Genomic DNA, 24,649 nt, shown 5'->3' on the forward strand with positions numbered 1-24,649 from the left:
CCCTCTTAATTAATAAATTGACGCATTTTCTAGCTCTGTAGTTAATCATTTAAATATCAAATATTACTATTCAGCCGGTCCAGCAATTTTTGGCCCAGCTCCAATAGCCTGATTATTTGCTAAGTACATCTTCTGCAAAGAATAGGCAGAGCCAAACGACATAGATACTTATTCAAGATTAACCAACAACTAGAACTTCACTTTTAATTAACATTAATGTTATCGATAACAATGAGTAAGTTCAAGCTTTTTATTGCTTGCGACATAAAGCACAAATTTTGAAACAATTAAAGTTGGCTCGCTTGATTGTTAACAGAACTTAACTTAGTAAAAATAAAGAGGCATATGAAAAACATATGTAATGAATTACAATTTAAAGCGACCTGAATAAACATGTTGTTATAAAAACTGAAGTTGACTGATAAATAACTATAGTTGAGCGAGAATTGAATTTGAAAAAGGATCTGTTTTTAAATAAACAAGGAGTCACCATTCATGATGTGGCGGCTTATGCTGGCGTTTCATCAATGACAGTCTCCCGTGTTGTTAATAACTCAGATCGAGTTAGCGATAAAATGCGTAAGCGTATCGAAGATGTAATTAAAGAATTAAATTACATCCCTAACTTGGCAGCAAGAGCGGCAAGAAGTGGTGTACAACGAATAGGCATTATTTTTACCAATCCTGATTCATCGAATTTGGGCGGTTTTTTAATGGGAGCCTTAGCTTCCGCTAGTAGTTTAGGTTGTGAGTTACTCATTGAACCGTTAGTCGCACACCCAAGCCCAATGGATGCGTTACAAGCATTAATAGACAAGGGGGTACATGGTGTCATTCTACCTCCGCCAATTTGTGACTCGTTAGATGTTCATCAATTAGCCAGAAAAAACTCTGTTATGGTATTGAGTTTTGCTTCTGCCAGTCCAAAGCTGTACTCTCCTGCGGTGCTCATTGATGATTTTTCTGGGGCCTGCGCTATGACCCATTACCTCATTCAGCTCGGCCATGAAAAGATTGCCTTTATCCGCGGCAATGAAAGTCATTCACCGGCTAAAGGCAGGTATGAGGGCTTTGTAGTTGCAATGAATGAATCAAATATAAAAATTAATGACGACTGGGTACTTGAAGGTGACTTTAGTTATAAAAGAGGTATGCAATTAGGCAAAGAACTTCTAGACAAACCTAAAAACGAACGACCCACAGCTATTTTTGCCTGCAATGATGATATGGCTACAGCCATTATTGCCGTAGCACATGGCTTAGGACTAAAAGTGCCGGAAGATATCAGTATTGCTGGATTTGATGATACTGCTATCGCCTCTGCTGTTTGGCCACAATTAACCACTATTCACCAACCCATCAAGGATATGGCAGCTAGAGCCGTAAAACTCCTTGATGAATTAATCAAAAGTGATGGCAAAGAGCAAAAAGTGAATCACTTTATTGCGCCATTTGAGTTAAAAGAAAGAGGCTCAACCGCTCCCCTGCAAAAATAGATTAACGCTTGCGAAAAGCAAGATAAGCCGGCTTGCTCGCTTTAGTTTAGTGTTACTCATTACACTATTCTTTGCATTGCTAAGGCAAACTTGAACTAAAGAATAAGCACTACTCAGCGATGACTCGATAAGGCAGATAAGGAAGTATCCCATCTTCCCAGGCTTTTACTTTTAAGGTCATTTCTTTAACGATTTGCGGATATTTATCAGCGACATCATGTTGCTCTGAAAGATCTTCTGATAAATCATATAAACTGACTTCCTTATAGTAAGGACTCACTATCAACTTCCATTTATCTGAGCGCATGGCTTTACTTATATCTTTTGTCAGCAAGTCAGTTGCGTCTATCGTTAACCCACCATTTCGCCAATAAAGCTGTCGTTTGGTTTGTGCCTGCCCGAGCAAACTAGGCAAAAGATTCACTCCATCTAACTGATGACCTTTTGGTACACTAGCACCGGTTAAAGATAAGACAGTAGGCATAATATCTAACGATATAGCTAATTGGTTATTTACCGTGTTTGCTTTAATTTTGTTTGGCCACCACGCTATGGTGGGCACTCTATGACCACCTTCAAACAAACTCCCTTTTTCTCCACGTAAAGCCCCCGCCGAAGACAATGGCATGGGTCCATTGTCCGACGTAAATAATATTAAGGTGTTATTGCTAAGGCCTTCACGCTTCACCGTTTCGACAATTTTACCGACACTAATATCAAGCTCAGCGATGACCTCTTTATAGACTTCGCTGCCTTCAGTATTTTTATCTTGCTTTTGTTTATTCGGCCCACGTTGAATCGGAGAGTTAGGACCTTGCATTGGGTTGTGGACAGCTTCGTGAGCAACGTACAAAACGAAAGGTTTATCTTTATTCGTTTTTATAAAATCTATTGCGTGCTTAGTAATTAATTGCGTGGAATAGCCTGCCTCATCAACTAGTTGGTTATTGTGCCACCAGTCAAAAGTGCCCATACGGTCATAGTGTGAAATATAGTCGATATTTCCAGACAAAAAACCAACAAAACGGTCGAAACCAAAGTTCATCGGATGATAGCGTTTTTCGTAACCGATATGCCACTTACCCATCAATGCAGTTTTGTAACCTTTAGCCTTCACCAAGTTTGGAAAGGTAACTTGACTGTTAGGGTCAACACCAAAGCGATACGAAGGGTGGGCTGGATCAGCATTCACTACACCATCTACCCCTGATTTTTGTTGATAACGACCCGTTATCAGTCCAGCTCTAGTAGGACTACATAAAGTACCGCTTGAATGAAAGTCCGTAAAACGCATACCTTCTTTAGCCAATTGGTCTAAGTTCGGTGTTTGATGAATTCCATCATAACTACCTAAATCGCCATAACCTAAGTCATCAGCCATGATAAGGATTATGTTGGTTTTTCCGACTCGAATGTCTTGCGCTTTTACTTGCGCTGTAAATGCTAAACAAGCAATAAGCATGATTAAGATCTTCACTAGCTCTTACCCTTATTTGTTTTCTTATGAAAATGGACGACTACAACTGTACTTAAGATAAAACTGCGACAACCCATTCACAGCTGAATTGAGCTCATCTTCTTGGCAATCCGATAGTTGAGGATGCCCATCATCCCATTATTTTTCAGTGGCGAAATGACTAGTGTTATACCCTTCATTAAACTCCCAAGGATCTTCTTGTAGGACTAAACTGTTTTTCGTAGAGTAAATTGTGGCCACAAGTTAAATTTATTGGCGTGACAATTATATAAGAAATAACATCACGCCTTGTTCCGCCTAGAGTCTAGACTCTGTTGTTAAGTCTAGGCCTAAGAATTGATTACTGATTTAACGAAATCTTCAATTTCGCTATCTTGACAGTTATCAAAGAAACACTGTTGAAAACGCGCTCCAGTTACAGCGGTTTTCACTAGTTCAGGATCGAGCGCGCTTAAGCCAGTCAAATAGTCTTTAGCTAAGGCACCTTTTACTTGGTCTAAAATTTCAGCGTTAGCAACTTGAGATTCTTTGCGCTCTGTCGGATAACCTTGACCTTTTTCACCAGTAAAAGCTTTCTCAAAAATATAACGAATATTGATTTCAGCTCCCCAACCAAAACCTTTGGCGAAAGGTAAGGCTAAGGCATTACCATTATTAATTTGCGCAAACAAAAAAGCGTCAGCTGGATCAATACAATAACCACAAGTCACACTTAGGATGTGAATTCAATGACATCAGTGCGCCTTGACCGGTACCACAACCACTAACGACAAAGTCCACTGCTTTTGAATTTAATAATAAACCTGCGATAATACCTAAATGAATGTATGTTAGACGATGGTCGTTATCATCCTTCATGCCGACATTAAATACAGTATGTTGTTGTTCTGTTGCTACTGTTTGCAATTCGTTTAATACCGCAGCGTTTTTACCTGCTTGACTAAATTCGTTCATTAATGCAATTTTCATTATTTCTCTCTCTAATGGTTATCGGTTAATTAATCGTTACTGACATAACCGCGCTGGCCCTTCATTATCAAATAGCCAGCTATCTTTTGTTAATATTCGTGTGAGTAAGGGCACATCATTGCTGTTTGTAAACTACAAACATCAGTATCCACACTCAAATCAAACCACGGCACCCAAATACACTTTCCTTTTAAAATCAATAAATTAACTTATTAAAATGGCAGGAAAACATATATTTAGACTAGATTTAACGTTCCGTTTGACAATATGTTATCGATAACAACATACTATTACAAGGTATTCTTTGCCATGCTACATGGCTAGGAGATCTTCAACATAATGACTTCAGTTAGCGCCTGATAAGCGAAACGCGGTAAAAATAGGCCGAGACACATTGCATACAACTAACAAAATAACAACAAACTCAATTATTACTCGATGCGCCGTTATCGATTCAACGGCAACATGAACGCTGACAGGTGACAAACCTAATTCATGAAAAATGACGATTAAGTACAATTGTTCTAGGAACCTTAACTGCTTAGATCCAGATGTCTTTATAAGAGCATTGCCAGTTTATCTTAGCTTTTGAGTCTATGGATTCGGCATTTTATAGTAACCCACATTAAATTAGTGCTCTGCCCAAATACACCCCGCTCGTGAATTTTTGAAGTAACCAATCACAGCTTATTCAAGTTATCGATGATTAATGAGTACACTTGGTTATCGTCAACATCAAAATACCACTCTACATACAATTAAGCCTGAGTAACTGTATTAGTTCATAGCAGGGCCGCCGATGCGTAAATTACCAACCCAAAGAAACTCTGCATTAAAATAATAACCACTAAGTATGGGGCTAAATAAATACTGCCCTTTAAAATTCGTTAACATAAATATCAACATTAAATTAACATTAATGCTTGCAATTCAATATTGTTATCGATAACATTTAACCATGCTGTTTCGTGATGGCATTTATTGAGAACATAAATACACAAGAACACAAGTACACATAAATTCATTCAGCTAAAACATTTAGCTGGATTATAAATAAGGTAAATATTATGAACACTAAACTAAAATATCTAGTTGCTGTCATGGCCTCAACCTTTTCACTATCCTCTATGGCGCAAGAGACTCAAGAAAAAGACCTAGAAGTTATCGAGGTTACTGGGATTCGAACCGCTTTAGCTAGCGCACTAGCAGAAAAACGAGAATCAGGAAATATTAAAGAAGTAATACAAGCTGAAGATATCGGTAAATTACCAGATACAAACCTAGCAGAAGTACTAGAAAACATTACGGGCGTTCAAATTACCAGAGACCTTGGTGTAGGTTCTAGCGTACAAATACGTGGTACGGATGCAAACCGAGTGGAAATCAATGGAGTGTCTACAGTTGGGTCAGGGGATGGCCGTTCTGGTATCGACTTTGCTGATTTACCCGCAGCGCTTATTTCTTCTTTAGAAGTCACTAAAGTACCTGATGCGAAAACGATTGAAGGATCTGTTGGTGGTACTATTAATCTACGTACATTACGCGGTTTAAGCCTAAAAGAACGTTTAACCTCAATCCGTATTCAAGGTGAAAATAGTGATCTAGCACAAAGTACAACCCCAAGACTATCTGCCACATACGGTGATAACTGGTCTACCGATATAGGTAAGATAGGTGTAGTGCTTACCGGTAGTTATGCCGAGCAAGACGTAGCTCAATTTGCTCCACGTTATGACCGAGATAGAGTCAACTTACTAAGGCACAAATGCCAGCTCTGAAGAGTTTATATTCTTAAAAACACAGTTTTTCACACAACAGCTTAATCGCAAAGAATACGAGACAAAAAACATTACGGGTTCAATTGAATTTGAACCTAACGAGAATACTAACTTCTATTTAGATGTGACTGTAAATGATCAAGAAATAGCGACTAAAGGCACCAATATCTCGATTTCAGGTACTGGAGGATCACATGTGGCCGAAACGACTGTTAACACTGCGTTTGAAACAGTTGACCTAGGTACGATTGATGGTCCAAACGGACCGCTTGTATTGGGCGAAGTAAAAGCAGCACAAAAAGGCATATTAGGAGTAGGGGTGGGTACCGCAATTGATCCCAATATGCGCACCCTGACCAATACTGGTGCTCGAGATACTAAGAGTCAAGTATTCGCATTTGGTGGGTCATGGACAGGAGACAACATAAAAATCAGCTCTGAACTGTCATATGCCGACTCCACTTCAAAAACCCTAATTTAAATACCGTTCTTGATTTTATTAACCCAAATGGACCTCAGCCTTCAGAAGAGTTAGGCTCAGATAACGGCACACCAATTGAATTTGATGCTTCTGGCGGCATGGTGCAATTTGGTATTGCCCAAGGACAGGACACGACACCAACTACAGCTGAACTTCTCGACAAGAGCAACTATGCCTTGAGATCAATTATTCAAGGGCTAAGCAGCAAAGACAACAGTGAAGCGGCATTTCGTGTTGATAGTACTTATTACCTTCCAGAGAGCATCCCTTTCTTTAGCTCAATTGAAGCTGGATTACGCTGGAATGAAAGCTCATCGGTCAATAACACCGCCTCAACAAACCTTGGCCTAAACGGTACTATTTACAGCCCTAGAGCTGATGAATTTGCAGATATTGTATCTGCTGGTCCGAGTAATTTTAATAGTGCAGATGGCCGAACACTTTATTTTGGCGATTACTTGGTTATTGACAAAGATCAAGCATTTGCGGACCCAGAGTCGGTCATTGCAACACTCAACAGTGCCATTCTAGCAAACAATGATGCAAACCTTGCGGCTGGCAATATAACGGTAAGAGAAGATGGGACTTATGGTAACAATACGCTTTCAACCCCTACCACTTCACTAACTAATTTCTTTGATATCACCGAAGCAACGACAGCCTTGTATGCACAAGGTAATTTTGAGCAAGAGGTGGGCGACATATTTATTCGCGGTAGTGTTGGTGCAAGATACATAAAGACCGACTTGGATTCACTAGGTAACGGCGTTCAAGTAGATCCTGATGGAAACCAAATTGTTACTCAAGATGTATCAAGCGGCTCTTACAACTATTTCCTACCTAGACTTAATGTGGTTGCTGAAGTGTCAGACAAGTTAATGCTCCGTGGCGGTATAGCTAAAGACATTCGTCGCCCTAATTTCAGCCAAGTATCGACTTCGGTTAACTGGAACACAGGGATCGAGCAGGGTATTAGTATTGGTAACCCTAACTTAAAACCTGAAGAAGTCATTTCATTCGACTTGTCGGCAGAATACTTTATGTCAGATTCAAGCTTTGTAAGCATTGGATTGTTCCACAAAGTACGCAGCAACCTTTTTGATACGATACGCGAAAACGTAGTAGAAGAAGTAGGAGAAAACGGACAGATCGAAAGAGACATAACTGACCCATGTGAGGGAGGAGGTATCTTCAACGCCACAATCCCTGGTATTAGTCGGGGTGTTTGGTCGTCTTCTACTGAAGGCAATGGTATATGTGTACCAATTCAGACGCACTACAATGTACAAAGTGATGAAACGCAAACAGGTATTGAAATAGCCTTTCAGCATGACCTTTCAGGTTATGAAGAGACATTAGGTTGGGCATCTGGTTTTGGTATTATTGCTAACTACACGTACCAAGAAGCGGGGGCGCAAGTTGACGCATTTAAAGATGGCTCAGGTGATGCCAACTCGTTGAACATTCTACTAGGTCGTTATGATACAGACCAATCAACACCAACATTAGATGATGACGTGGTACAAGAACGCCTTACTTTAGAGAATCTCTCTGAGAATGCCTATAATTTCACATTATTCTATGACAAGTATGACCTAAGTGTTCGTGCACGTTACACATGGCGTTCTGCGTATAGAACAACAAACACTCCTAGTTTTGATTTGCAACGTATTGTTGATGATCGCGCACAGCTTAACTTAAGTGTGAGTTATGACGTCACTGATAGCCTTACGGTTGGTATCGATGGGGTAAATCTACTTCGTGAAGATGAAACGCAATGGTGTGTTAATGAAGGAGCATTACTTTGTGCACAAGGGATAACAGACCGTAGAGTGACTCTGGGCGCAACTGCCAGATTCTAACCTGCAAACACTCTCGCAATCATAGGTTTCTAAGTCTTACTTTCTAAACCTATGATTACCAGCAAGATTTAATACTAACTCCGGCCTTTTTCGGAGTTATCTATTTTTCATGCTAATAACCCTAGCAACACCACGCATAAATAATGCTCAGGTTGAGAACAATATTTTTAATATGTCGAATCTGCAAGAAAATAGAAGAATAAACATGACTAAAGCTAACCGAATCATAAAACTGTTTCTATTATCCCTTATGAGTGGATTGTTTTTGAGCTCACATTTTGTTTCGGCGGGCCCGAAATTATTAGTGACTAACAAGCAACGTGCAGTCATAGTAGACAAAGTACAAACAGTAAAATGGGCCCAAAACGGATATCAAAGCCTTAAAAGCCGCGTTGATTTTTATTTAGCGAAAACAGAAGATAAACCCGATTGGCTTGTTTCACGTTTGGCGATGAATTGGCAAACACACTATACCCGCGCAATCACGAAAGACTCTAGAACAGTCGGAGGGGAAGGAAAAGCCCCGGTGCCAACACCCCGTTTTGCTGGAGCAAGAGATTGGAAGACAAGCCACTATCCAAGCGAAATAGAAAACCTTAAGCCATATAATGATCGCAATGGCCTGATCGAGTTGCGCAACCAAGAAACGGGCAAGTTTGAATGGGTTAAGCCTTCAATTACCGGTCATACTATCGAAAAAATCAATAGCCAATTAATGCAATTAGCTGCAGATGCAGCCTTTATCTATTGGCTCACCGGCGATGTAAAGTATGCTGAATTTGCCGCGCCGATATTATGGACTTACATGCATGGTTTTTCTTATGTAAAACCTCCATTTGTCCCCTCAGAAGAGAATAAATTGAAAAGGATTATCGGGCTCACTTCTTATGAGGTCATTCATGAAGGGATATTAGAAAGCATCGCAATTGCGTATGACTTTTTACGAGATTATATTGATGAAGAGCCAGAAATAGATGCCAATGTAATAGAAACAGGCATCAAACGAATTGTAGATGTTGTTGTTGCAGGGGGCGGAAACCGAGGGAATTGGAATCTCCATCAAGCCTCAAAAATTACTTATGGCGCCTTAGCTCTTGCTGCTGACCAGAATTATAAAGATAAGAAAGGACGTCAACATTATGTTGATATCGTGCTAAACGCTGAGTTACCTCAGCAATTAGGCCTCATTCATGTCATCAGGCAAGGTTATGACCAAAAAACAGCTGTGTGGGGAGAGGCACCGGGTTACGCCTTTGATACAACAGCTAATATCATTGAAGTTGCATCCTTGTTGTCAAATGACAAAAATGGCCGAAAGGTACTACAAGACCCTATTGTAAAACGCGCGGTATTTAATCAACTTCGCCAAATGTATCCAAATGGTGCATCTCACGGCATGGGAGATACCAGCTATACCAGAATTAACACCCGAGCTGTAGAGCTGATGCTCAGTTGGGCACTTAAGACAGGCGATACGAAAACCGCTGCCGAATTATCAGCAATATTACAAGCTGAAATCGTCGCGGGTAAATACTCCAGAGAAGATAATGTAAGTCTGTTCGACATCATCAATTATACTGCCAAGCTACCTCAACCAGCAGCAACAGTATTGCAACAAAATCCCACTTATTTTGCAGAACCGCTTAATTTAGTCATGCTACAAAACAAGCCAGCTTCAGGTGATATAAGGTATGCACTGGGCGCCAGTATGTTAGGAACAAAAGGGGGCATGCCCATACTAATGGCCTTGCCACTGAATTGTACGGGGCGGGACATGTGTTAGGCGTTGACTCAGGCAGAGGCACCAGCTATTGGCAAAAAGATCATGGACAATATTATCGTACTTTACCTAGTCACAATACCGTTATTCCAAACGGCAACGCAGATTACCCGAGCCATGGAGATGGGACAATTGCGATGCAAGTTAAAGCGGTTGAACCAGCTTTTGACACACCAGCAAGCGAACAAAACTTAACTTATCTAACCGCTAGTTTTGCGCATCAAAAGCCCAAAGCAACGCAACAAAGAACGTTAGCCCTTGTACGTATTAATGAAACTAGCGCATTTTACTTTGATGTATTTCGCTCTCGCTTAAGTAAACCGACGTCTAATGAGTACCACGACTGGCTTTATCATGGGATGGCCGATACCCTTGAACTTGAACAGCTTGCCCTAACAACAAGTTCGGTGTTGACCTCAAAGAATGGCAACATGGCAGGTTATGATTACTTCGAAAACGAAGTTTCTGCTACAACAGCAGCAGATATTCATGCTCGTTTCCCACTAATAATTGCGACAGACAAGGTCGCGATGGATGTTTGGGTATTAGGAGGAGAAGGGCGAACCGTATTTGCCGTTGATGCCCCAGCCAATCGCGCTGCACGCCACAATTACGATGAAAAATATTGGAATAAACCGACTCCAACTCTAATTGTTAGGCAGCAAGGCGAAGCTTGGAATCGTCCTTTTGTCTCGGTTTATGAACCTTCATTGCAGTCAGACAGCGTAAAAATTCAATCTGTGCAAGTAGTCGCTGAAAACACTTGGCGCGTGAATGGAAAAGATTGGCATGCCTTGTTGTCGTTAAAGGGCGTCAAACTCGAGGTAAAAATTAACCAAAAGTAAGTATAGATTGCAGCGCAATGCCTTATTAGCGCCACGACTAAATCAAAGTTAGCGCGAACAGGAGAAAAGGGAAATTGCAAGATAATTAACGCTCACAGCCTGAAGGGCCGTTTAGTTAAAAATAATTTTAGGACAACTGCATTTGCACTTACCTGAATTTCTATATTTAAAATCAACGATAAGTATTCGTGGAGAATTGTTGTGAAAACTATTATTTCGAAAGCAATTTTATATTGCTTTAGTATTACATTGTTACAAGCTTGCACCAACAGCCAAGGACAAAGTGACAAAGCTAAAAACGGGGCTAATATTGGTACACTGACATCTAAGCACCCCAATATAATTGTTATCCTGGCAGATGATTTAGGCTTGGGCGATTTAAGTAGTTTAAATCCCTCTTCTAAGATACAAACTCCATCACTTGATCGCATTGCCAATGAAGGCATTCGCTTTACTGATGCTCATTCAAACTCTGCAGTGTGTACGCCAACAAGGTACGGCTTGTTGACAGGTCGATACGCCTATAGAACTCGCTTAAAAAAGGGCGTTACGTGGGGCTATTCGCCTGCATTAATTGAAGAAGGGCGCACTACGGTTGCCTCTTTCTTACAACAACAAGGTTACCACACGGGGATAGTCGGGAAGTGGCATTTAGGCTTAAATTGGCAGGCCAAAGACCCAAGCAAACCCATAGTTGAAATTTCTAATAGCGACAAGTTTCCAAAAGGTCTAGATACCAATGTTGATTTCAGTCAAGCAGTGCAACGCGGGCCTAATGATGTGGGTTTTGATTATTCTTATATTATCTCGGCCTCGTTAGATATGAGCCCCTATGGCTACATAGAAAATCAGAAAATGATAGAACTACCCACGGCTTATACATATGGCAAAAGCCAAAACAAGGACGGACGGGGAATATTCTGGCGTGCCGGCGAAGTACAGCCCAGTTTCGATTTTCACTAAGGTCATGCCTACTTTCACTACAAAAGCAGTCAATTACATTAAACAACGAAAAACCACAGAAAAGCCATTTTTTCTCTATTTTCCTATGAGCGCCCCTCATACACCTTGGTTACCTACGGACGAGGTGACAGGTCAATCCCAAGCGGGACGGTATGGTGATTTTGTGTTAGATGTTGATCGCTCTGTAGGTGCAATTTTGAAAACGCTAGATGAGATGGAGCTAGCACAAGATACTTTAATTATATTTACCTCTGATAACGGATCTAATTGGAGAGAGTCTGATAAAGAATCTACCGGGCATTATGCTAATGCTCACTATAAAGGGCAAAAAGCGGATATTTATGAAGGTGGCCACAGAGTTCCTTTTATTGCTCGTTGGCCTGGCCATATTAAACAAGGCAGCCAATCGGACCAAGTACTTATTACCACCGACTTACTGGCAACCGTTGCTGCTGTTTTAGATAAACCTCTACCCAAAGGAGCTGGTGAAGATAGCTATAACATGTGGCCAGCTTTCACTAATCCAACGTTGGCTACCCCTATTCATGATTATAGTATTCACCATTCTTTAGAGGGTGTTTTCTCAATCCGACAAGGCAAGTGGAAATACACTCCACACTTAGGTTCAGGGGGATTTACCTCTCCTCAAACAATCCCCCCTGAAGTAGAACAAGCAAAGGGAACGCTATATGACTTGGAAAAAGATCACAGGAGTCGAATAATCTATATAACGACTATCCAGAGGTTGTTACAACACTGCACGCATTGTTAGAAGCAGCTAAGTAAAAATTAGAGAACGAAACCTTTAGCTTCAGCCATGGCTATATCTGCAGTTGAAGCATTTTTTATCGAATGGTGGCAACCACATGAATAGCAAAAAACTGACTACGATATTTTGTGTAATAAAACAAATGGTACGCGTGCCGCTTGCTCTATTAATTTTGTCATCTATGACTTATGCAGAAAGCTCTGCTGATATACGACCAGATAAAATTGTCACATATAAGGTAATAAACGATAGCATTTTAAAACTGCATATATTTAACCCGCAAAACCATAAAAGCAATGATTACAAACCTGCTATTGTTTTTTTCTTTGGCGGTGGCTGGAGTGGCGGATCACCAGAGCAGTTTTATGACCAAAGTAAATACCTAGCTTCAAGAGGCATGGTGGCAATTTCAGCAGAATATCGTATTAGGAATATACATAATACGTCGCCAAAGGAGATCCCTAAAAGATAGCAAATCAGCTATGCGCTGGGTCCGTAGTCATGCTATAGAACTAGGCATTAATCCTAACATGATAGCTGCAGGGGGCGGCTCTGCCGGTGGGCAACTTGCAATAGCAGCGGCAGTACTTAAAGACTTTGACGAAGAAGGCGAATCGACATCAGTGAGCCCTCGTCCAGATGCATTGGCATTATTCAACCCTGCCTTTGACAATGGCCCAAATGGTGTGGGTTATGACCGCGTCAAAAGCTATTGGAAACAATTCTCACCACTACATAACCTAAATGAGAATGTACCACCGACTATTGTGTTTTTAGGCACAAAAGACAAATTAATTCCCGTAGAAACCGCGCAGCTTTTTAAGTACAAAATGGAACAGAATGGCAGCCGTTGTGATTTGTTTCTATATGAAGGTCAAATCCACGGTTTTTTTAATAGAAATAAGAAAATAAACAGATACCACGAGACACTATCTGAATTAGATAAGTTTTTGGTATCACTTGGCTATTTACCCCCTAGCAACAAAGGTTGACTAAGCTGTTCTATAACAAATTTATATATGAACCAATAAGTACTTTATTTAATTGAAATCTGATGACCAAAAAGGTGCACTTATGACAAATGCTAAAAATGTAAGAATGAACAATAAAATCAAATTTGTAAGCATATTGTCGTTGTTGACGATTATAACGGCCTGCAGTATTAATTTAGATGAAAAACCTAAAACCACATCTAAGCGGCCTAATGTGTTATTTATTATGTCTGATGATCATGCATATCAAGCAATCAGTGCATACGATAACACGCTAATAAACACCCCAAATATTGATAGATTAGCGAAAGAAGGAATGATGTTTACCAATGCCAGTGTAACAAATGCTATTTGTGCACCATCTAGAGCAACTATTTTGACAGGTAAACACACTCATATTAATGGAAAAATAGATAATTTAACGCCATTTGATACCTCACAAGTTACCTTTCCTCAATTGTTTAAGGAAGCCGGTTATCAAACCGCTATGTTTGGAAAATTGCATTTTGGTAACAACCCAACAGGCGTTGATGATTTTATGATACTTCAGGGCAAGGAGATTATATCAACCCCGAATTTATCACTAAACAAGGGAGCACCACGATAGAAGGGTATGTGACTGATATCATCACCGACCTAACTCTTGATTGGTTCAAGAAAAAGCGTAACCCTGAAAAGCCATTCATGCTGATGTACTTGCATAAAGCTCCACACCGTAACTGGTGGCCTAGCCCCGAGAAATTCAAAGCTTATTCTAAAAAAACCTTTCCTGAGCCTGCCACCTTATTTGATAACTATGAAAACAGAGGCACGGCGGCGAAAACTGCTGAAATGAATATTCTAAAACATATGAAATACAGCAGTGACAATAAAGTGAGAGCAGAAACTCTAGCACGCATGGGAGAAGTGTTGCCAGTCGTACCTGGAAATACTACCTGGGGCTATAAAACGTATGCCAGAGCCACCGCAGAACAAAAAGCACAGTATGATGAAACGCTAGATGCGATCTCTGCTGATTTTGAAGCCAACTGGCCAACTATGACAGATAGAGAAAAAATGCAATGGAAGTATCAACGTTATATGCAGGATTATTTAGCCACGATTGAATCGGTTGATGACAACGTTGGCAGGGTATTAGATTATCTAGATGAAAGTGGATTAGCGGAAAACACTATTGTTGTATATACCTCTGACCAAGGATTTTACCTTGGAGAACACGGTTGGTTTGATAAACGTTTTATGTACGACGAGTCTTTCAAAACGCCTTTATTGATTCGTTGGCCAAACACAATTACCGCGGGTACCACCAATGATGAAATGGTTCAAAACCTTGATTTTGCCCAAACATTTTTAGAAGCTGCACAAATAAGCGCACCTGCTGATATGCAGGGAGAAAGTCTAATCCCACTTTTGACGGGTAATGACAAAGCGTGGGACAGAGATGCAGTGTACTATCACTTTTATGAGTATCCATCAGTACACATGGTTAAACGCCATTATGGAATGGTCACCAAAGAATTTAAGCTCATTCATTTTTATTATGATGTGGATGAATGGGAATTATACGACCGTAAAAAAGACCCACAAGAAATGAACAACGTATTTCATAACCCTGAATACAAAGAAGTAGTGAAAGACCTAAAAACTAAAATGGCAGAACTAAGAATTAAATACAAAGATTCACAAGATTTAGACAAAAAATTTGTTGAAATGTCCAAGGCAAGACAGGTTGAACACTAAGTTTTCACATCACTAAATTAAACACAAAGCCACCTTTCAATTAGACCTTAAATAAAGCATGGAAGGTAGCCAAAATAATTAACCCGACTTAGTCCATTGGGGGGCACACCATTTCAGATCAATAAATATTATGGACACCCATAATTTCTAGTTAACGTTCGCAGATAGGCAATTGAACTGCTTGGCCTATTCTTATCTTTATACATTTCTCGGTTGCTTGAGTTTTGATGTGTAAAAGTGAAAAAACCACTGTTTTTACGAATGGTAGGTATGCTCAATCCCCGCTGCACGGGGATGGGATGTACGTTGACAGGATGTTTGATTAAGCCAATAAGGCTCTCGCGTTGCTATGAAATAAATGTAGACACCCATAAATAAATTAGGACACCCATAATTTCTAGTTAACGTTCGCAGATAGGCAATCGAAGTGCTTGGCTTATTCTTACCTTTATACATTTCTAGGTTGCTTGAGTTTTGATGTGTAAAAAGTGAAAAAACCACTGTTTTTACTGAATGGTAGGTATGCTCAATCGCCGTTATACGGGGATGGAATGTGCGTTGACAGAATTTTTGATTAAGCCAATAAGGCTCTCGCGTTGCTAATGCCCTGTATTTGCCGGTGATGGGTATGCTCAGCAAATTGTCGCATCATGTGCTCTGAGCCAACGGCATAGCAAAAGTGTTGTTCGAACTCTGTGGTAAGGGTGAGCCATTGTGCGTCTGATAGCCCCAATCTTTGTAATATTGCTGGTTGGGTGGTGGCGATATGGCCTTGTTTATCTTCGCGAATGACACGGCCTGTTATATCCACTAGTTCGCAGTAATCTTTTAATGAGAATGAAATGCCTTTGGGCATGTTTTGCCTAGGGTTACCCACAAATGGCAACAGCGTGTGGGGTGGGTGTTGGTTAGTTTTCAACGCGTGAATGCGTTTTTGAATGCTGGTGTGATGGGAGTTTTCAGGGGTTGTCGCTATTTTTGTGCGAATGGGATTTAAATCCACATAGGCCATGCAGGCTAGTAAAGCTCTGTTATCTAACAGAGCTTGTGATTTAAACCGCCCTTCCCAGAACCTGCCAGTGCACTCGTCCTCTTTGTTGGCTTCTCGGGCGATGTGCTCGTTGAGATTGCGCATGAGCCAACTGATGTCGTGCAAACGCTGGCGATAAACCGCAATGGTGTCTTCAAGAGTATGCATTTCACTTTTTGTTAGCTCATCATCTCGCATAAACCTCTGGGTCAACAACGTCCCCTTATAGAGCGTATGCCACAGCGCTAATACCTGTTTATTCGACCAATTTAGCGCTTTGTCTACATCCACATGCAACACCACATGTACGTGATTGCTCATCACCGCATAAGCACAAATATCAATGGCAAACACCGAAGACAAAAACAACAAGCGCTCCTCTACCCAAGCCCGCCTGTGCTCATAATTTTGCCCTGAATAATGGTCAACGCCACACAAAAATGAACGGCGCACACAACGGGAAACACAATGATAAAATGGGGTGTCTGATAAACTGATTAAACTGGCTCTTTTCTGAGTCATAACGCCTCCGAAAATGAATAAACGCAAGCACAACCGCTTAACGATAGCCTAGTATAAATCTACGATTTATCAAATTGTGATGGGTGTCCTAATTAGCTATCGGAATTTCACCAAAGCTAAACAACACATAACGGATTATATTGTTGGCTATTGCAGCCAGACTAGGCCACACCAGTACAATGCTGGTTTAAGCCCAAACGAGTCAGAAATAAGATACTGGCTTTACTATAAAACTGTGGCCAATAATACTTGACCACTTCACTAAGTGTGAATTTTTAGCGTTTCGGGTAGTTCGTAGGCCGTTTAATCGAAAATAATGCCGAGCACTAGGTCAGTATTGAACGCCTACGAATGAACATAATCTTGTTTAATAGAGGGGCGACTTTGACAATTGTCGATTCTATTGTTAATAGTCGTAGCCACTTAACTATTGAATTAGTTTGCCAAAAGAACATTTATACCATTTAGCAAGTAATAGATTAACCCATCTTTACTGTCTGACTAAATGTAGAGCAAAGCCGTTACTTGCTTTAAGATCTAGTTCTATTTGGCTTTTGTGGTTTATTACCAATTCTGCTATTTTTACATGAGTGCGCGTTTCGATGCTTTCATCATCTGTATATAATTTACTTTGATATACAGCGTCTTCATCTAAAAATGAAAAGTCGAGTTGAATGTTTCTTGCTGTAGCTCCAATTAGCCCACCAATGAACCAATCTTTATTTTTCCGTCTAGCGACTATACCTATTTTACCTATCTCTGCAGTTAGAACTTTTGTTTCATCCCAAGTGGTTGGCACAGCATCAAAAAACTCTAGTTCCGGCTCACTACCTATGTATTTAGTGTCTCCCCACAGTGCATCGTCTTTTATTGGGGCCAGTGGAGCCCGATCATACCAGTACAAAAACTGTAGCGGACTAAATAACACAACGGTTTTAGCCAATTGCGATGCATGGGAGCCCATTGTTTCGACCCTGCTGTTGTAATAACAAACGGTATTATCTGCCGCCCCAGCTAACATTCGAGTAAATAAACTAATTAGGGTATGTTCGTTAGTGACGGTGACTTCATCACCTGCAATCCCCTCTTGTGTTAGCAAATTTGGGTAAGTTCTTGAAAAACCAGAAGGTCTATATTCATCATGTACATCAACAACCATTTCATATTTGGCAGCCTTTTCTATTGCCTCGTGTAGCCAAGTTGTAACTTCTTGATCGCCTACTTGTACGAATCCATATTTTATTCCAGCAACCCCCATTTTTTGAATAGCGGAAGTAATTCATCTAGTTGCTTTTCTAATGCTCGACGATTTACATATAACATAACTTTTATGCCCTTTTTTTGGCGTAAGCGGTTATTGTTTCCAAATCGAAAGGGCCCTTAGAACGTTTAGAGTCTAGGGTTATTGTGGTAGCGTCGGATTCGTTTAGCATTTCATCGCCATACCAGCCAGCATCAAAATGCACATATTGCATATTATGTTCGGCAACAAAATCTACGGCGGCGAGCCCACCTTGAGTGGTCAATGTGCTTTCTCTCAGTACTTTTCCTGAGCACAATCCACGAATCGTCTTTAATTTTGCTTGGATCATTGAGGTTTTGAATTAAATAATTCTGCTCTAGAAGCTTCGCATAGTCGTTGGCAATCATTACTACTCTCCAAGGAGATTTAAAGGGCAGTGACATTTTAATTTTCGCATTGTTGCTTCTATTACTTTTCTGAGCGCCCGTTATCACGTCCTGTACAGAGCCAATCACTTTACCATCTAGACTCGAAAGTATTGCTAGTTCAGCATTTGGATCAGAGTTAAAACTTAACCGCGCATAATCAACCAATCTGGCTTCAGCCAAAGCCATTACAAGCCCATTTTTCATTTCTATCACAAGAGGGCGTTCTGCACCGTGCTCTAACTTACTCAAAGGTATTTTACGATATTCACCTTGGGCCGTAAGTTTTCCCGGCTCACGTTTTGGGGTAGACCAAACCGAATAATCTGAGTCGAATCGATAGCTTATCAATTCATCATCAATTTCAATTTCTCCCAACCCTTGCTGTTTAGGTATTTCATAGGAAAAAGCGACCCCTTCATTGTATGCCCGAATGATTAGGTTGAGTTTGGAACCCTGATAGTCTAAATATATAGTAGCCTGATTGTAATTGTCAGGAACCGTACTCAACTCACCAAATCTGGTACTCCACTGATTTTCAATTGACGATTTTTCAACTTTAAGGACCTTGTAGCCCCCTTTAAATCCGAGGTCACTTGACAGTATTTTTAATACTGAGGGTTGGATAATAGTTTTTCCATTGCTTTTGACTAAAAAGGATATGCCTCCACTAGAATCTTCTGTACTTGAAGGAAGTACAACAAAGCTATTAGTGCCATCAGGCGACAACAAACTAATCGAATCTTGGCTACAGCCAGTAATTAAGAGCAGCATACTCGACAATAATACTAATAATTTCATAATTAATTATTTCTCATTCTATGTAATATATTTAATGGTTTAACGCGCATTTTCTTAATCGCTTCTGTCACTCTGTTTCGCCATATCAGTTGGACTGCAACTACATTTCAGCTTTTGAGTAAACTAGCCAAAAAGAAATTTATCGACAATCAACATGTTATCGATAACAATATGATTACATAGTGCACTTAGCGTGACTTTTAATCAACAGTAAGTTTTAAATTAGATGGGTGATGAGTCATTTAAAGTTAGAATTATTAGGTTTACACTAATAACAACAGCGATATATAACTTTCAACGCTATAGCACTCGTGTTTGACTTAACGTGCAAGTAATGATAATTTCTTGCCACACAAATGTTATCGTTAACAACGAGAGTATAATTTAAGTATTAGCCAAAAATGGCAATATTTTCAGTGAGTTTAAAAATGGAGGCGGAGTAAGTTGCCCCCTAAAATTGAGGATCACTCAGTATTAAACTGATCAAGTAGCTAAGCTCACCTAAAGGTCTGCTAGGCCGAAAAGCCATTAAAGATTTGGGTAGAGGGCTGTGACTTTGAGTAAGCCTAAAGCAAGACTTAAGGCTATCGTGGAGTGTTAAGTTATCAATTTTTTTCGAATTGATAATCCTCGCGAAGATCGTATATTGGCGATGGCGTAATGGGCAATATATAGACTAAAACTATCAATAATAAATGAAGGCAGAGTTATGCTCATTTACCCAACAAATATATCTGTGGCTGACAATAACCGTCGGTCAAACAACAGAAAGTGCAAAATTTTTGCTTCTATTCTTAGTATTAAGAAATCACTGTTTCTATACTTATTGCTCACCTTTTTCTTCTTATACAGTGCCAGCGTATTTGCTAAGAATCATATTCCAACATCCAGCCAGCTAGAGCAAAATCCCCTTCAACTGCAGTTCACCTCAAGAGATGTGGATACATTAGCAAACACCACCAGCAAGCAGGCTTCGGATCTAGAAACAGTTCAAGAGATTCATACGACCGTAGATCAACATGTTAAGCCACATACCCAGAACAAATCATTGCGATCGCAGTTGCAAGCCCAAGCTAAACATGACGATGTACATGCCGTTTATTACTCCCCTATAGATAAACAAGCACAGTTGAGTGAATTTGAGCAACTAGAACAAGCAAAAAACTGGCAACTAAAATTTTCAGATCCAGCGACAACAAACTGGCAGGATAACTGGTTTTTAGATGGTGAAGTAGCCCAAGTTGTCCACAGTAAATATGGGATGGAATTAATCGCTGGTCCAGTCAACCTAAATGACGCACACCACGCAGTATTGTGGACAAAGCAGTCTTTCTTAGGAGACCTAAAAATTCAATATCACTATACCCGTACAGACAACGAAATAGTCAACGTAAATATTCTACTGATCCAAGCCACAGGTATTGGAAATAAACAATTCGCCAAGGACATTACTCAGTGGAATGATTACCGTCAAATACCCACTATGAGTAAGTATTGGCTTAATATGCATGCCATTCACATAAGCTTTGCAGCCTTCCCTATGGTCAATGAAAATCCCAATAACGACTATATTCGCGTTAGAAGATATCCAGCAGCCAATCCTCAAGAATTTAATGATACAGAAGTAAAACCTGCGTTTAGTCAAACAGGCTTATTTAAGACTGGCATGACCTACAAGATGACTTGGATGAAGACAAATTCTAGACTATTTCTACAAGTAGAAGGTGATGATCTTACTAAGCAATACTCATGGGATCTGTCAAGGTTTGAGCCCATTACCAATGGAAGAATAGGCTTAAGGCATATGTTCACTCGCTCTGCAGCCTACAAAAATTTTAAGGTATGGCAGTTAAAGCAATTATCTAAGTAAGGACGTTTTTCGGCCAATGAATTTGATATCGTCTCGGGCATATTGAAACAGGTTGCTTCTGGGCGCAATCACTATAAGTAACAAACAAAAGGTGGTTAAAAAAGTGGAAAATAAGAAACCAGACTTAAGCTCAAGCAATAAACTACTCCTTTGGGCACTCACGTCTTCCTTAGCAGGGTTTCTATTTGGGTTTGACACTGTCGTCATTTCTGGCGCTGAAAAAACAATCCAATCTTTATGGGCGCTAACTCCAACAATACATGGCGTTGCCATGAGTGCGGCTTTGTGGGGAACCGTTATAGGGGCGCTGTTCGGAGGATGGCCAACAGATCGATTTGGCAGAGTAAATACACTAATTAGCATAGGCATTTTATACTTTGTATCGGCTTTATGGTCAGCCTTAGCAAGTGACCCATATTCATTTATGTTGGCTCGATTTATTGGTGGGGTGGGCGTCGGGATCTCTACAATTGTTGCTCCATTGTATATTTCTGAAATTGCCCCTGCAGATAAACGAGGGCGTCTGACTGGGCTTTTTCAATTTAATATTGTACTCGGAATTTTAGTGGCCTTTATTTCGAATGCGCTACTAGGAGGCGTTGGCGAAAATGCATGGCGCTGGATGTTAGGCGTAGAAGCCATTCCTGCAGTTATCTATTGTTTCCTTTGTTTTTATCTGCCCGAAAGCCCAAGGTGGCTGATCAGTAAATGCAATAAAATTTCTCAGGGTAAAAGGGTATTAGCACAAGTTAATAGCAAGATGTCTACGCTACAAATTGATGAACTAGCCGCTTCTATAGTCAAGGCTTCGACAGCTGTCGGCAGCAAAACTAAATTTTGCAGCCGAAGATTACAGTATCCTATATTGCTTGCTTTTTTAATCGCGTTTTTCAATCAATTATCTGGCATTAACGCCATACTTTATTTTGCCCCTAGAATTTTTGAAATGACGGGCTTAGGCCAAGAAGCGGCTTTGTTGCAATCAGCGGGCATAGGAATCACCAACCTACTCGCTACGCTTGCTGGTTTGTGGCTAATTGACCGTATTGGTAGAAGAACCTTGTTATACATAGGTTCTGTAGGTTATATCCTAGCACTAGGAACCTGTTCTTGGGCCTTTACCAATGAAGTGTATGCCATTGTTCCTTTTTGTATTTTCTTCTTTATTGCAGCTCATGCAGTGGGACAAGGAGCAGTGATTTGGGTGTTCATTGCAGAGATATTTCCCACTGAACACAGAACAAAAGGTCAATCGTTAGGGTGTTCAACCCATTGGATTTTTGCTGCATTAATGACCTTGTTCTTCCCTCTTGCTGTAACGACTTTTTCAGCCAACTATGTGTTTGGTTTTTTCTGTTTGATGATGATTTTTCAGTTGCTGTGGGTCATTTTCATGGTACCCGAAACCAAAGGAATTCCGTTAGAACAACTACAAAAAAACTCGGTATCACAGAGTCAGACACCAACATCGCGGCTCACACTAAAGGTAAGGCTATTTAACATGAATAAATCAATTAATATTGTCGGTATTGGTGAGGTTCTATGGGATATATTTCCTAACGGCCCTCAGTTTGGAGGAGCCCCTGCTAATTGTGCATGTGCTATGGCTGGCTTACTGGGTGATAAAGCCAAAGTTACAATGATTAGCGCTGTGGGGGAAGACGCACTGGGTAATGAGGCCATTAAGTCACTCAAACAACGTAATGTTGATGTTGCAGCACTGCAGGCTAGCCCTTTAGCTACAGGTACGGTAACGGTTAGCTTAGATATTTCAGGTCAAGCAAGCTATCAGTTTGCAGAAAACTGTGCTTGGGACAATATCCGTTGGTCAAAGTCGTGGAACGAATTGGCCAAGGAGGTCGATGCGATTTGCTTTGGCAGCCTTGCTCAGCGCAGTGTCGTTTCACGGCAAACCATCCAAACATTTGTTGCCGCGGTTCCATCCAGCGCACTCAAGGTATTTGATATTAACCTTAGAGCACCATTCTATTCAGTTGAAACGATTATTCAATCGCTCGAATTAGCCAATGTCCTGAAACTAAATGAAGAAGAGTTACCGCTTATTGCTGATATGTTAAAAATTAAAGGGACTACTGAAAATCTACTTAGGCAACTTCAGCAGCAATTTCGACTTAATAGTATCGCGCTAACACAGGGCTCAAAAGGGGCGATTTTAATTCATCATGATCAACAAGTTGAAGTGCCAATAGTGCCCACCAAAGTGGTTGATACTGTTGGGGCTGGAGACTCTTTTACCGCAGCTCTAACCCTAGGTTTACTTCAACAGAAACCATTAATAGAGATAGCCGAATTTGCCGCCAAAGTTTCTTCTTATGTGTGTTCACAATCTGGCGCGACTCCTCAGTTAACGCAATCACTCTGCAGATAACAGTTCAAATTACAAACCTAATAAGCGAGAAAAACCTTATGAATTTTTTCAGCAAACAATTTTTGCAACAGCACAGTAAAGACATTTTAGATTTCTATACCCCTCGTGTTGTCGACTCCAATGGCGGATATTTTCAAAACTATTATGACGATGGCAGCTTATTTTCTGAAGGTCAAAAACAATTAGTAAGCAGTGCTCGGATCATTGTTAATTATGCTTTAGCCGCAATAAATTTTAGTAATGATGAATACTTGTCTATCGCCAAACATGGTCTTGAGTATTTAGAAAATGTACATTGGCAAGCCGAGACTGAGAACTATGCTTGGACACTGGATAACAATAAACCCGATGATATGACGCAACAAGCCTATGGTTATGCTTTTGTACTACTCGCATACGCCGCCGTTAGAAAAGCTGGAATTATCAAAAGCGATGAAAAATTATTAGACACTTTTACCAGGCTAGAGCAAAGATTTTGGCAGAGAGATTATGGTTTATATGCCGATGAAATAAGCCCTGATGGCAAGTTAAGTCATTATCGCGGTCAAAATTCAAATATGCACTTATGCGAAGCTATGATTGCAGCATACGAAGCAACAAATAACTCCTTGTTTTTAGATAGAGCCAAGTTACTGGCCCATAATATCGTCATTCGCCAAGGCAGCATTAAGTGACAACTTAGTGTGGGAGCACTACACGATCAATTTCCAACCCGATTGGGAATATAACAAAGATGACCCCAAAAACCTCTATCGTCCTTGGGGTTTCCAACCTGGGCATCAAACAGAGTGGGCAAAATTACTACTAATTATTAACCGCTATTCACCACAAACATGGCTAGTAGAACGTGCGGCAGCTTTATTTGATCAAGCATATGAGATTGCATGGGACGATGAGTTTGGAGGTCTTATTTATGGTTTTGATCGACAACGAAAATGGTGTGATGATGACAAGTATTTTTGGGTGCAAGCTGAAAGTTTTGCCACTGCAGCATTACTGTATATAGAAACCAAAGAACAAAAATACTTAACCCAGTATAATGCCATTTGGCAGTATTGTGACCAGCACTTTATTGACCACAAATATGGTGCATGGTTTAGATTATTGAGTAGAGACAATACCAAGTACTCCAATCAAAAAAGCAGTGTAGGGGCTAAATGTGACTACCATACATTAGGTGCCTGTTTCGAAGTGCTAAGAGCGATAAAATAAGGTAC

18 protein-coding genes and 3 pseudogenes are annotated in these 24,649 nt (G+C 40.3%); 16 read left to right on the forward strand and 5 right to left on the reverse strand.

The genetic code is table 11. From position 1 onward, the window contains the following. The first annotated feature begins 452 nt into the window (after positions 1 to 452). Positions 453 to 1,496, forward strand: a complete 1,044-nt coding sequence (locus RS130_RS04385) for a LacI family DNA-binding transcriptional regulator (RefSeq protein ID WP_316024951.1) — start codon at positions 453 to 455, stop codon at positions 1,494 to 1,496. Between the two features lie 109 nt (positions 1,497 to 1,605). Here the strand turns inward: RS130_RS04385 and RS130_RS04390 are convergent, their stop codons facing one another. Beyond that, positions 1,606 to 2,973 carry a sulfatase-like hydrolase/transferase gene (locus RS130_RS04390; protein ID WP_316024952.1) on the reverse strand — a complete coding sequence of 456 codons (1,368 nt, stop codon included), beginning with the start codon at positions 2,971 to 2,973 and terminating at the stop codon, positions 1,606 to 1,608. Between the two features lie 329 nt (positions 2,974 to 3,302). Further along, a pseudogene (locus RS130_RS04395) lies at positions 3,303 to 3,942 on the reverse strand (RpiB/LacA/LacB family sugar-phosphate isomerase). Between the two features lie 1,067 nt (positions 3,943 to 5,009). On the opposite strand from RS130_RS04395, the gene RS130_RS04400 reads away from it, so the two are divergent. The 11 genes from RS130_RS04400 (at position 5,010) to RS130_RS04450 (ending at position 15,152) form a co-directional block, all read left to right on the forward strand. Further along, the gene (locus RS130_RS04400) at positions 5,010 to 5,720 is read left to right on the forward strand and encodes a TonB-dependent receptor plug domain-containing protein (RefSeq protein ID WP_316024953.1); all 711 of its coding nucleotides are present in this window, start codon (positions 5,010 to 5,012) and stop codon (positions 5,718 to 5,720) included. Positions 5,721 to 5,844: 124 nt separating this feature from the next. After that, positions 5,845 to 6,201: a hypothetical protein gene (locus tag RS130_RS04405; RefSeq protein ID WP_316024954.1), complete on the forward strand. Its 357-nt coding sequence runs from the start codon at positions 5,845 to 5,847 to the stop codon at positions 6,199 to 6,201. 98 nt (positions 6,202 to 6,299) lie between these two features. Beyond that, entirely contained in the window at positions 6,300 to 8,063 is a 1,764-nt protein-coding gene (locus RS130_RS04410; RefSeq protein WP_316024955.1) for a TonB-dependent receptor domain-containing protein, read from the forward strand. Between the two features lie 265 nt (positions 8,064 to 8,328). Next, positions 8,329 to 9,846, forward strand: coding sequence for a hypothetical protein (locus RS130_RS04415; protein WP_316024956.1), 1,518 nt, complete (start codon positions 8,329 to 8,331; stop codon positions 9,844 to 9,846). Beyond that, entirely contained in the window at positions 9,822 to 10,688 is an 867-nt protein-coding gene (locus tag RS130_RS04420) for a hypothetical protein (RefSeq protein ID WP_316024957.1), read from the forward strand. The genes RS130_RS04415 and RS130_RS04420 overlap by 25 nt, the downstream gene beginning before the upstream one ends. A 201-nt stretch (positions 10,689 to 10,889) precedes the next feature. Then, positions 10,890 to 11,651, forward strand: a complete 762-nt coding sequence (locus tag RS130_RS04425) for a sulfatase-like hydrolase/transferase (RefSeq protein WP_316024958.1) — start codon at positions 10,890 to 10,892, stop codon at positions 11,649 to 11,651. Further along, positions 11,614 to 12,423, forward strand: a complete 810-nt coding sequence (locus RS130_RS04430) for a sulfatase-like hydrolase/transferase (RefSeq protein WP_316024959.1) — start codon at positions 11,614 to 11,616, stop codon at positions 12,421 to 12,423. Before RS130_RS04425 ends, RS130_RS04430 begins: the two co-directional genes overlap by 38 nt. Positions 12,424 to 12,517: 94 nt before the next feature. Further along, on the forward strand, positions 12,518 to 12,892 hold the full coding sequence (locus RS130_RS04435) for a carboxylesterase family protein (protein WP_316024960.1): 375 nt from the start codon (positions 12,518 to 12,520) through the stop codon (positions 12,890 to 12,892). 10 nt (positions 12,893 to 12,902) lie between these two features. Continuing rightward, positions 12,903 to 13,412: an alpha/beta hydrolase gene (locus RS130_RS04440; RefSeq protein WP_316024961.1), complete on the forward strand. Its 510-nt coding sequence runs from the start codon at positions 12,903 to 12,905 to the stop codon at positions 13,410 to 13,412. Between the two features lie 82 nt (positions 13,413 to 13,494). Beyond that, the gene (locus RS130_RS04445; protein WP_316024962.1) at positions 13,495 to 14,019 is read left to right on the forward strand and encodes a sulfatase-like hydrolase/transferase; all 525 of its coding nucleotides are present in this window, start codon (positions 13,495 to 13,497) and stop codon (positions 14,017 to 14,019) included. An 8-nt stretch (positions 14,020 to 14,027) separates the two neighbouring features. Continuing rightward, on the forward strand, positions 14,028 to 15,152 hold the full coding sequence (locus tag RS130_RS04450) for a sulfatase/phosphatase domain-containing protein (protein WP_316024963.1): 1,125 nt from the start codon (positions 14,028 to 14,030) through the stop codon (positions 15,150 to 15,152). 574 nt (positions 15,153 to 15,726) lie between these two features. On the opposite strand, the gene RS130_RS04455 is transcribed toward RS130_RS04450, so the two are convergent. Continuing rightward, the gene (locus RS130_RS04455; RefSeq protein ID WP_316024964.1) at positions 15,727 to 16,704 is read right to left on the reverse strand and encodes a transposase; all 978 of its coding nucleotides are present in this window, start codon (positions 16,702 to 16,704) and stop codon (positions 15,727 to 15,729) included. Between the two features lie 97 nt (positions 16,705 to 16,801). Between RS130_RS04455 and RS130_RS04460 the strand changes: the two are divergent. Next, a pseudogene (locus tag RS130_RS04460) lies at positions 16,802 to 16,957 on the forward strand (IS3 family transposase); the annotation flags it as partial. A gap of 237 nt (positions 16,958 to 17,194) precedes the next feature. On the opposite strand, the gene RS130_RS04465 reads toward RS130_RS04460, so the two are convergent. Together RS130_RS04465 and RS130_RS04470 are read right to left on the reverse strand one after the other, a co-directional pair. Then, positions 17,195 to 17,983 carry a glycoside hydrolase family 97 C-terminal domain-containing protein gene (locus RS130_RS04465; protein ID WP_316027970.1) on the reverse strand — a complete coding sequence of 263 codons (789 nt, stop codon included), beginning with the start codon at positions 17,981 to 17,983 and terminating at the stop codon, positions 17,195 to 17,197. 197 nt (positions 17,984 to 18,180) lie between these two features. Further along, positions 18,181 to 19,173, reverse strand: a complete 993-nt coding sequence (locus RS130_RS04470; RefSeq protein WP_316024965.1) for a glycoside hydrolase family 97 N-terminal domain-containing protein — start codon at positions 19,171 to 19,173, stop codon at positions 18,181 to 18,183. A gap of 709 nt (positions 19,174 to 19,882) precedes the next feature. Between RS130_RS04470 and RS130_RS04475 the strand changes: the two genes are divergently transcribed. From RS130_RS04475 to RS130_RS04485, 3 genes and pseudogenes are all read left to right on the forward strand, one after another. Further along, entirely contained in the window at positions 19,883 to 21,043 is a 1,161-nt protein-coding gene (locus RS130_RS04475; RefSeq protein ID WP_316024966.1) for a hypothetical protein, read from the forward strand. A 91-nt stretch (positions 21,044 to 21,134) separates the two neighbouring features. Continuing rightward, on the forward strand, positions 21,135 to 23,432 hold the full coding sequence (locus tag RS130_RS04480; RefSeq protein WP_316024967.1) for a sugar porter family MFS transporter: 2,298 nt from the start codon (positions 21,135 to 21,137) through the stop codon (positions 23,430 to 23,432). A gap of 38 nt (positions 23,433 to 23,470) precedes the next feature. Beyond that, a pseudogene (locus tag RS130_RS04485) lies at positions 23,471 to 24,644 on the forward strand (AGE family epimerase/isomerase). Positions 24,645 to 24,649: the final 5 nt, after the last annotated feature.

The sequence above is a fragment of the Paraglaciecola aquimarina genome (genome assembly GCF_032464635.1).
Classification (GTDB): domain Bacteria; phylum Pseudomonadota; class Gammaproteobacteria; order Enterobacterales; family Alteromonadaceae; genus Paraglaciecola; species Paraglaciecola aquimarina.

Excerpts from the sequence above, each read along its gene's own strand:
- RS130_RS04400 (WP_316024953.1), top strand. The coding sequence starts at position 5,010 with ATGAACACTAAACTAAAATATCTAGTTGCTGTCATGGCCTCAACCTTT.
- RS130_RS04410 (WP_316024955.1), top strand. The coding sequence starts at position 6,300 with ATGGTGCAATTTGGTATTGCCCAAGGACAGGACACGACACCAACTACA.
- RS130_RS04435 (WP_316024960.1), top strand. The coding sequence starts at position 12,518 with ATGAATAGCAAAAAACTGACTACGATATTTTGTGTAATAAAACAAATG.
- RS130_RS04440 (WP_316024961.1), top strand. The coding sequence starts at position 12,903 with ATGCGCTGGGTCCGTAGTCATGCTATAGAACTAGGCATTAATCCTAAC.
- RS130_RS04445 (WP_316024962.1), top strand. The coding sequence starts at position 13,495 with ATGACAAATGCTAAAAATGTAAGAATGAACAATAAAATCAAATTTGTA.
- RS130_RS04455 (WP_316024964.1), bottom strand. The coding sequence starts at position 16,704 with ATGACTCAGAAAAGAGCCAGTTTAATCAGTTTATCAGACACCCCATTT.
- RS130_RS04470 (WP_316024965.1), bottom strand. The coding sequence starts at position 19,173 with ATGAAATTATTAGTATTATTGTCGAGTATGCTGCTCTTAATTACTGGC.
- RS130_RS04475 (WP_316024966.1), top strand. The coding sequence starts at position 19,883 with ATGCTCATTTACCCAACAAATATATCTGTGGCTGACAATAACCGTCGG.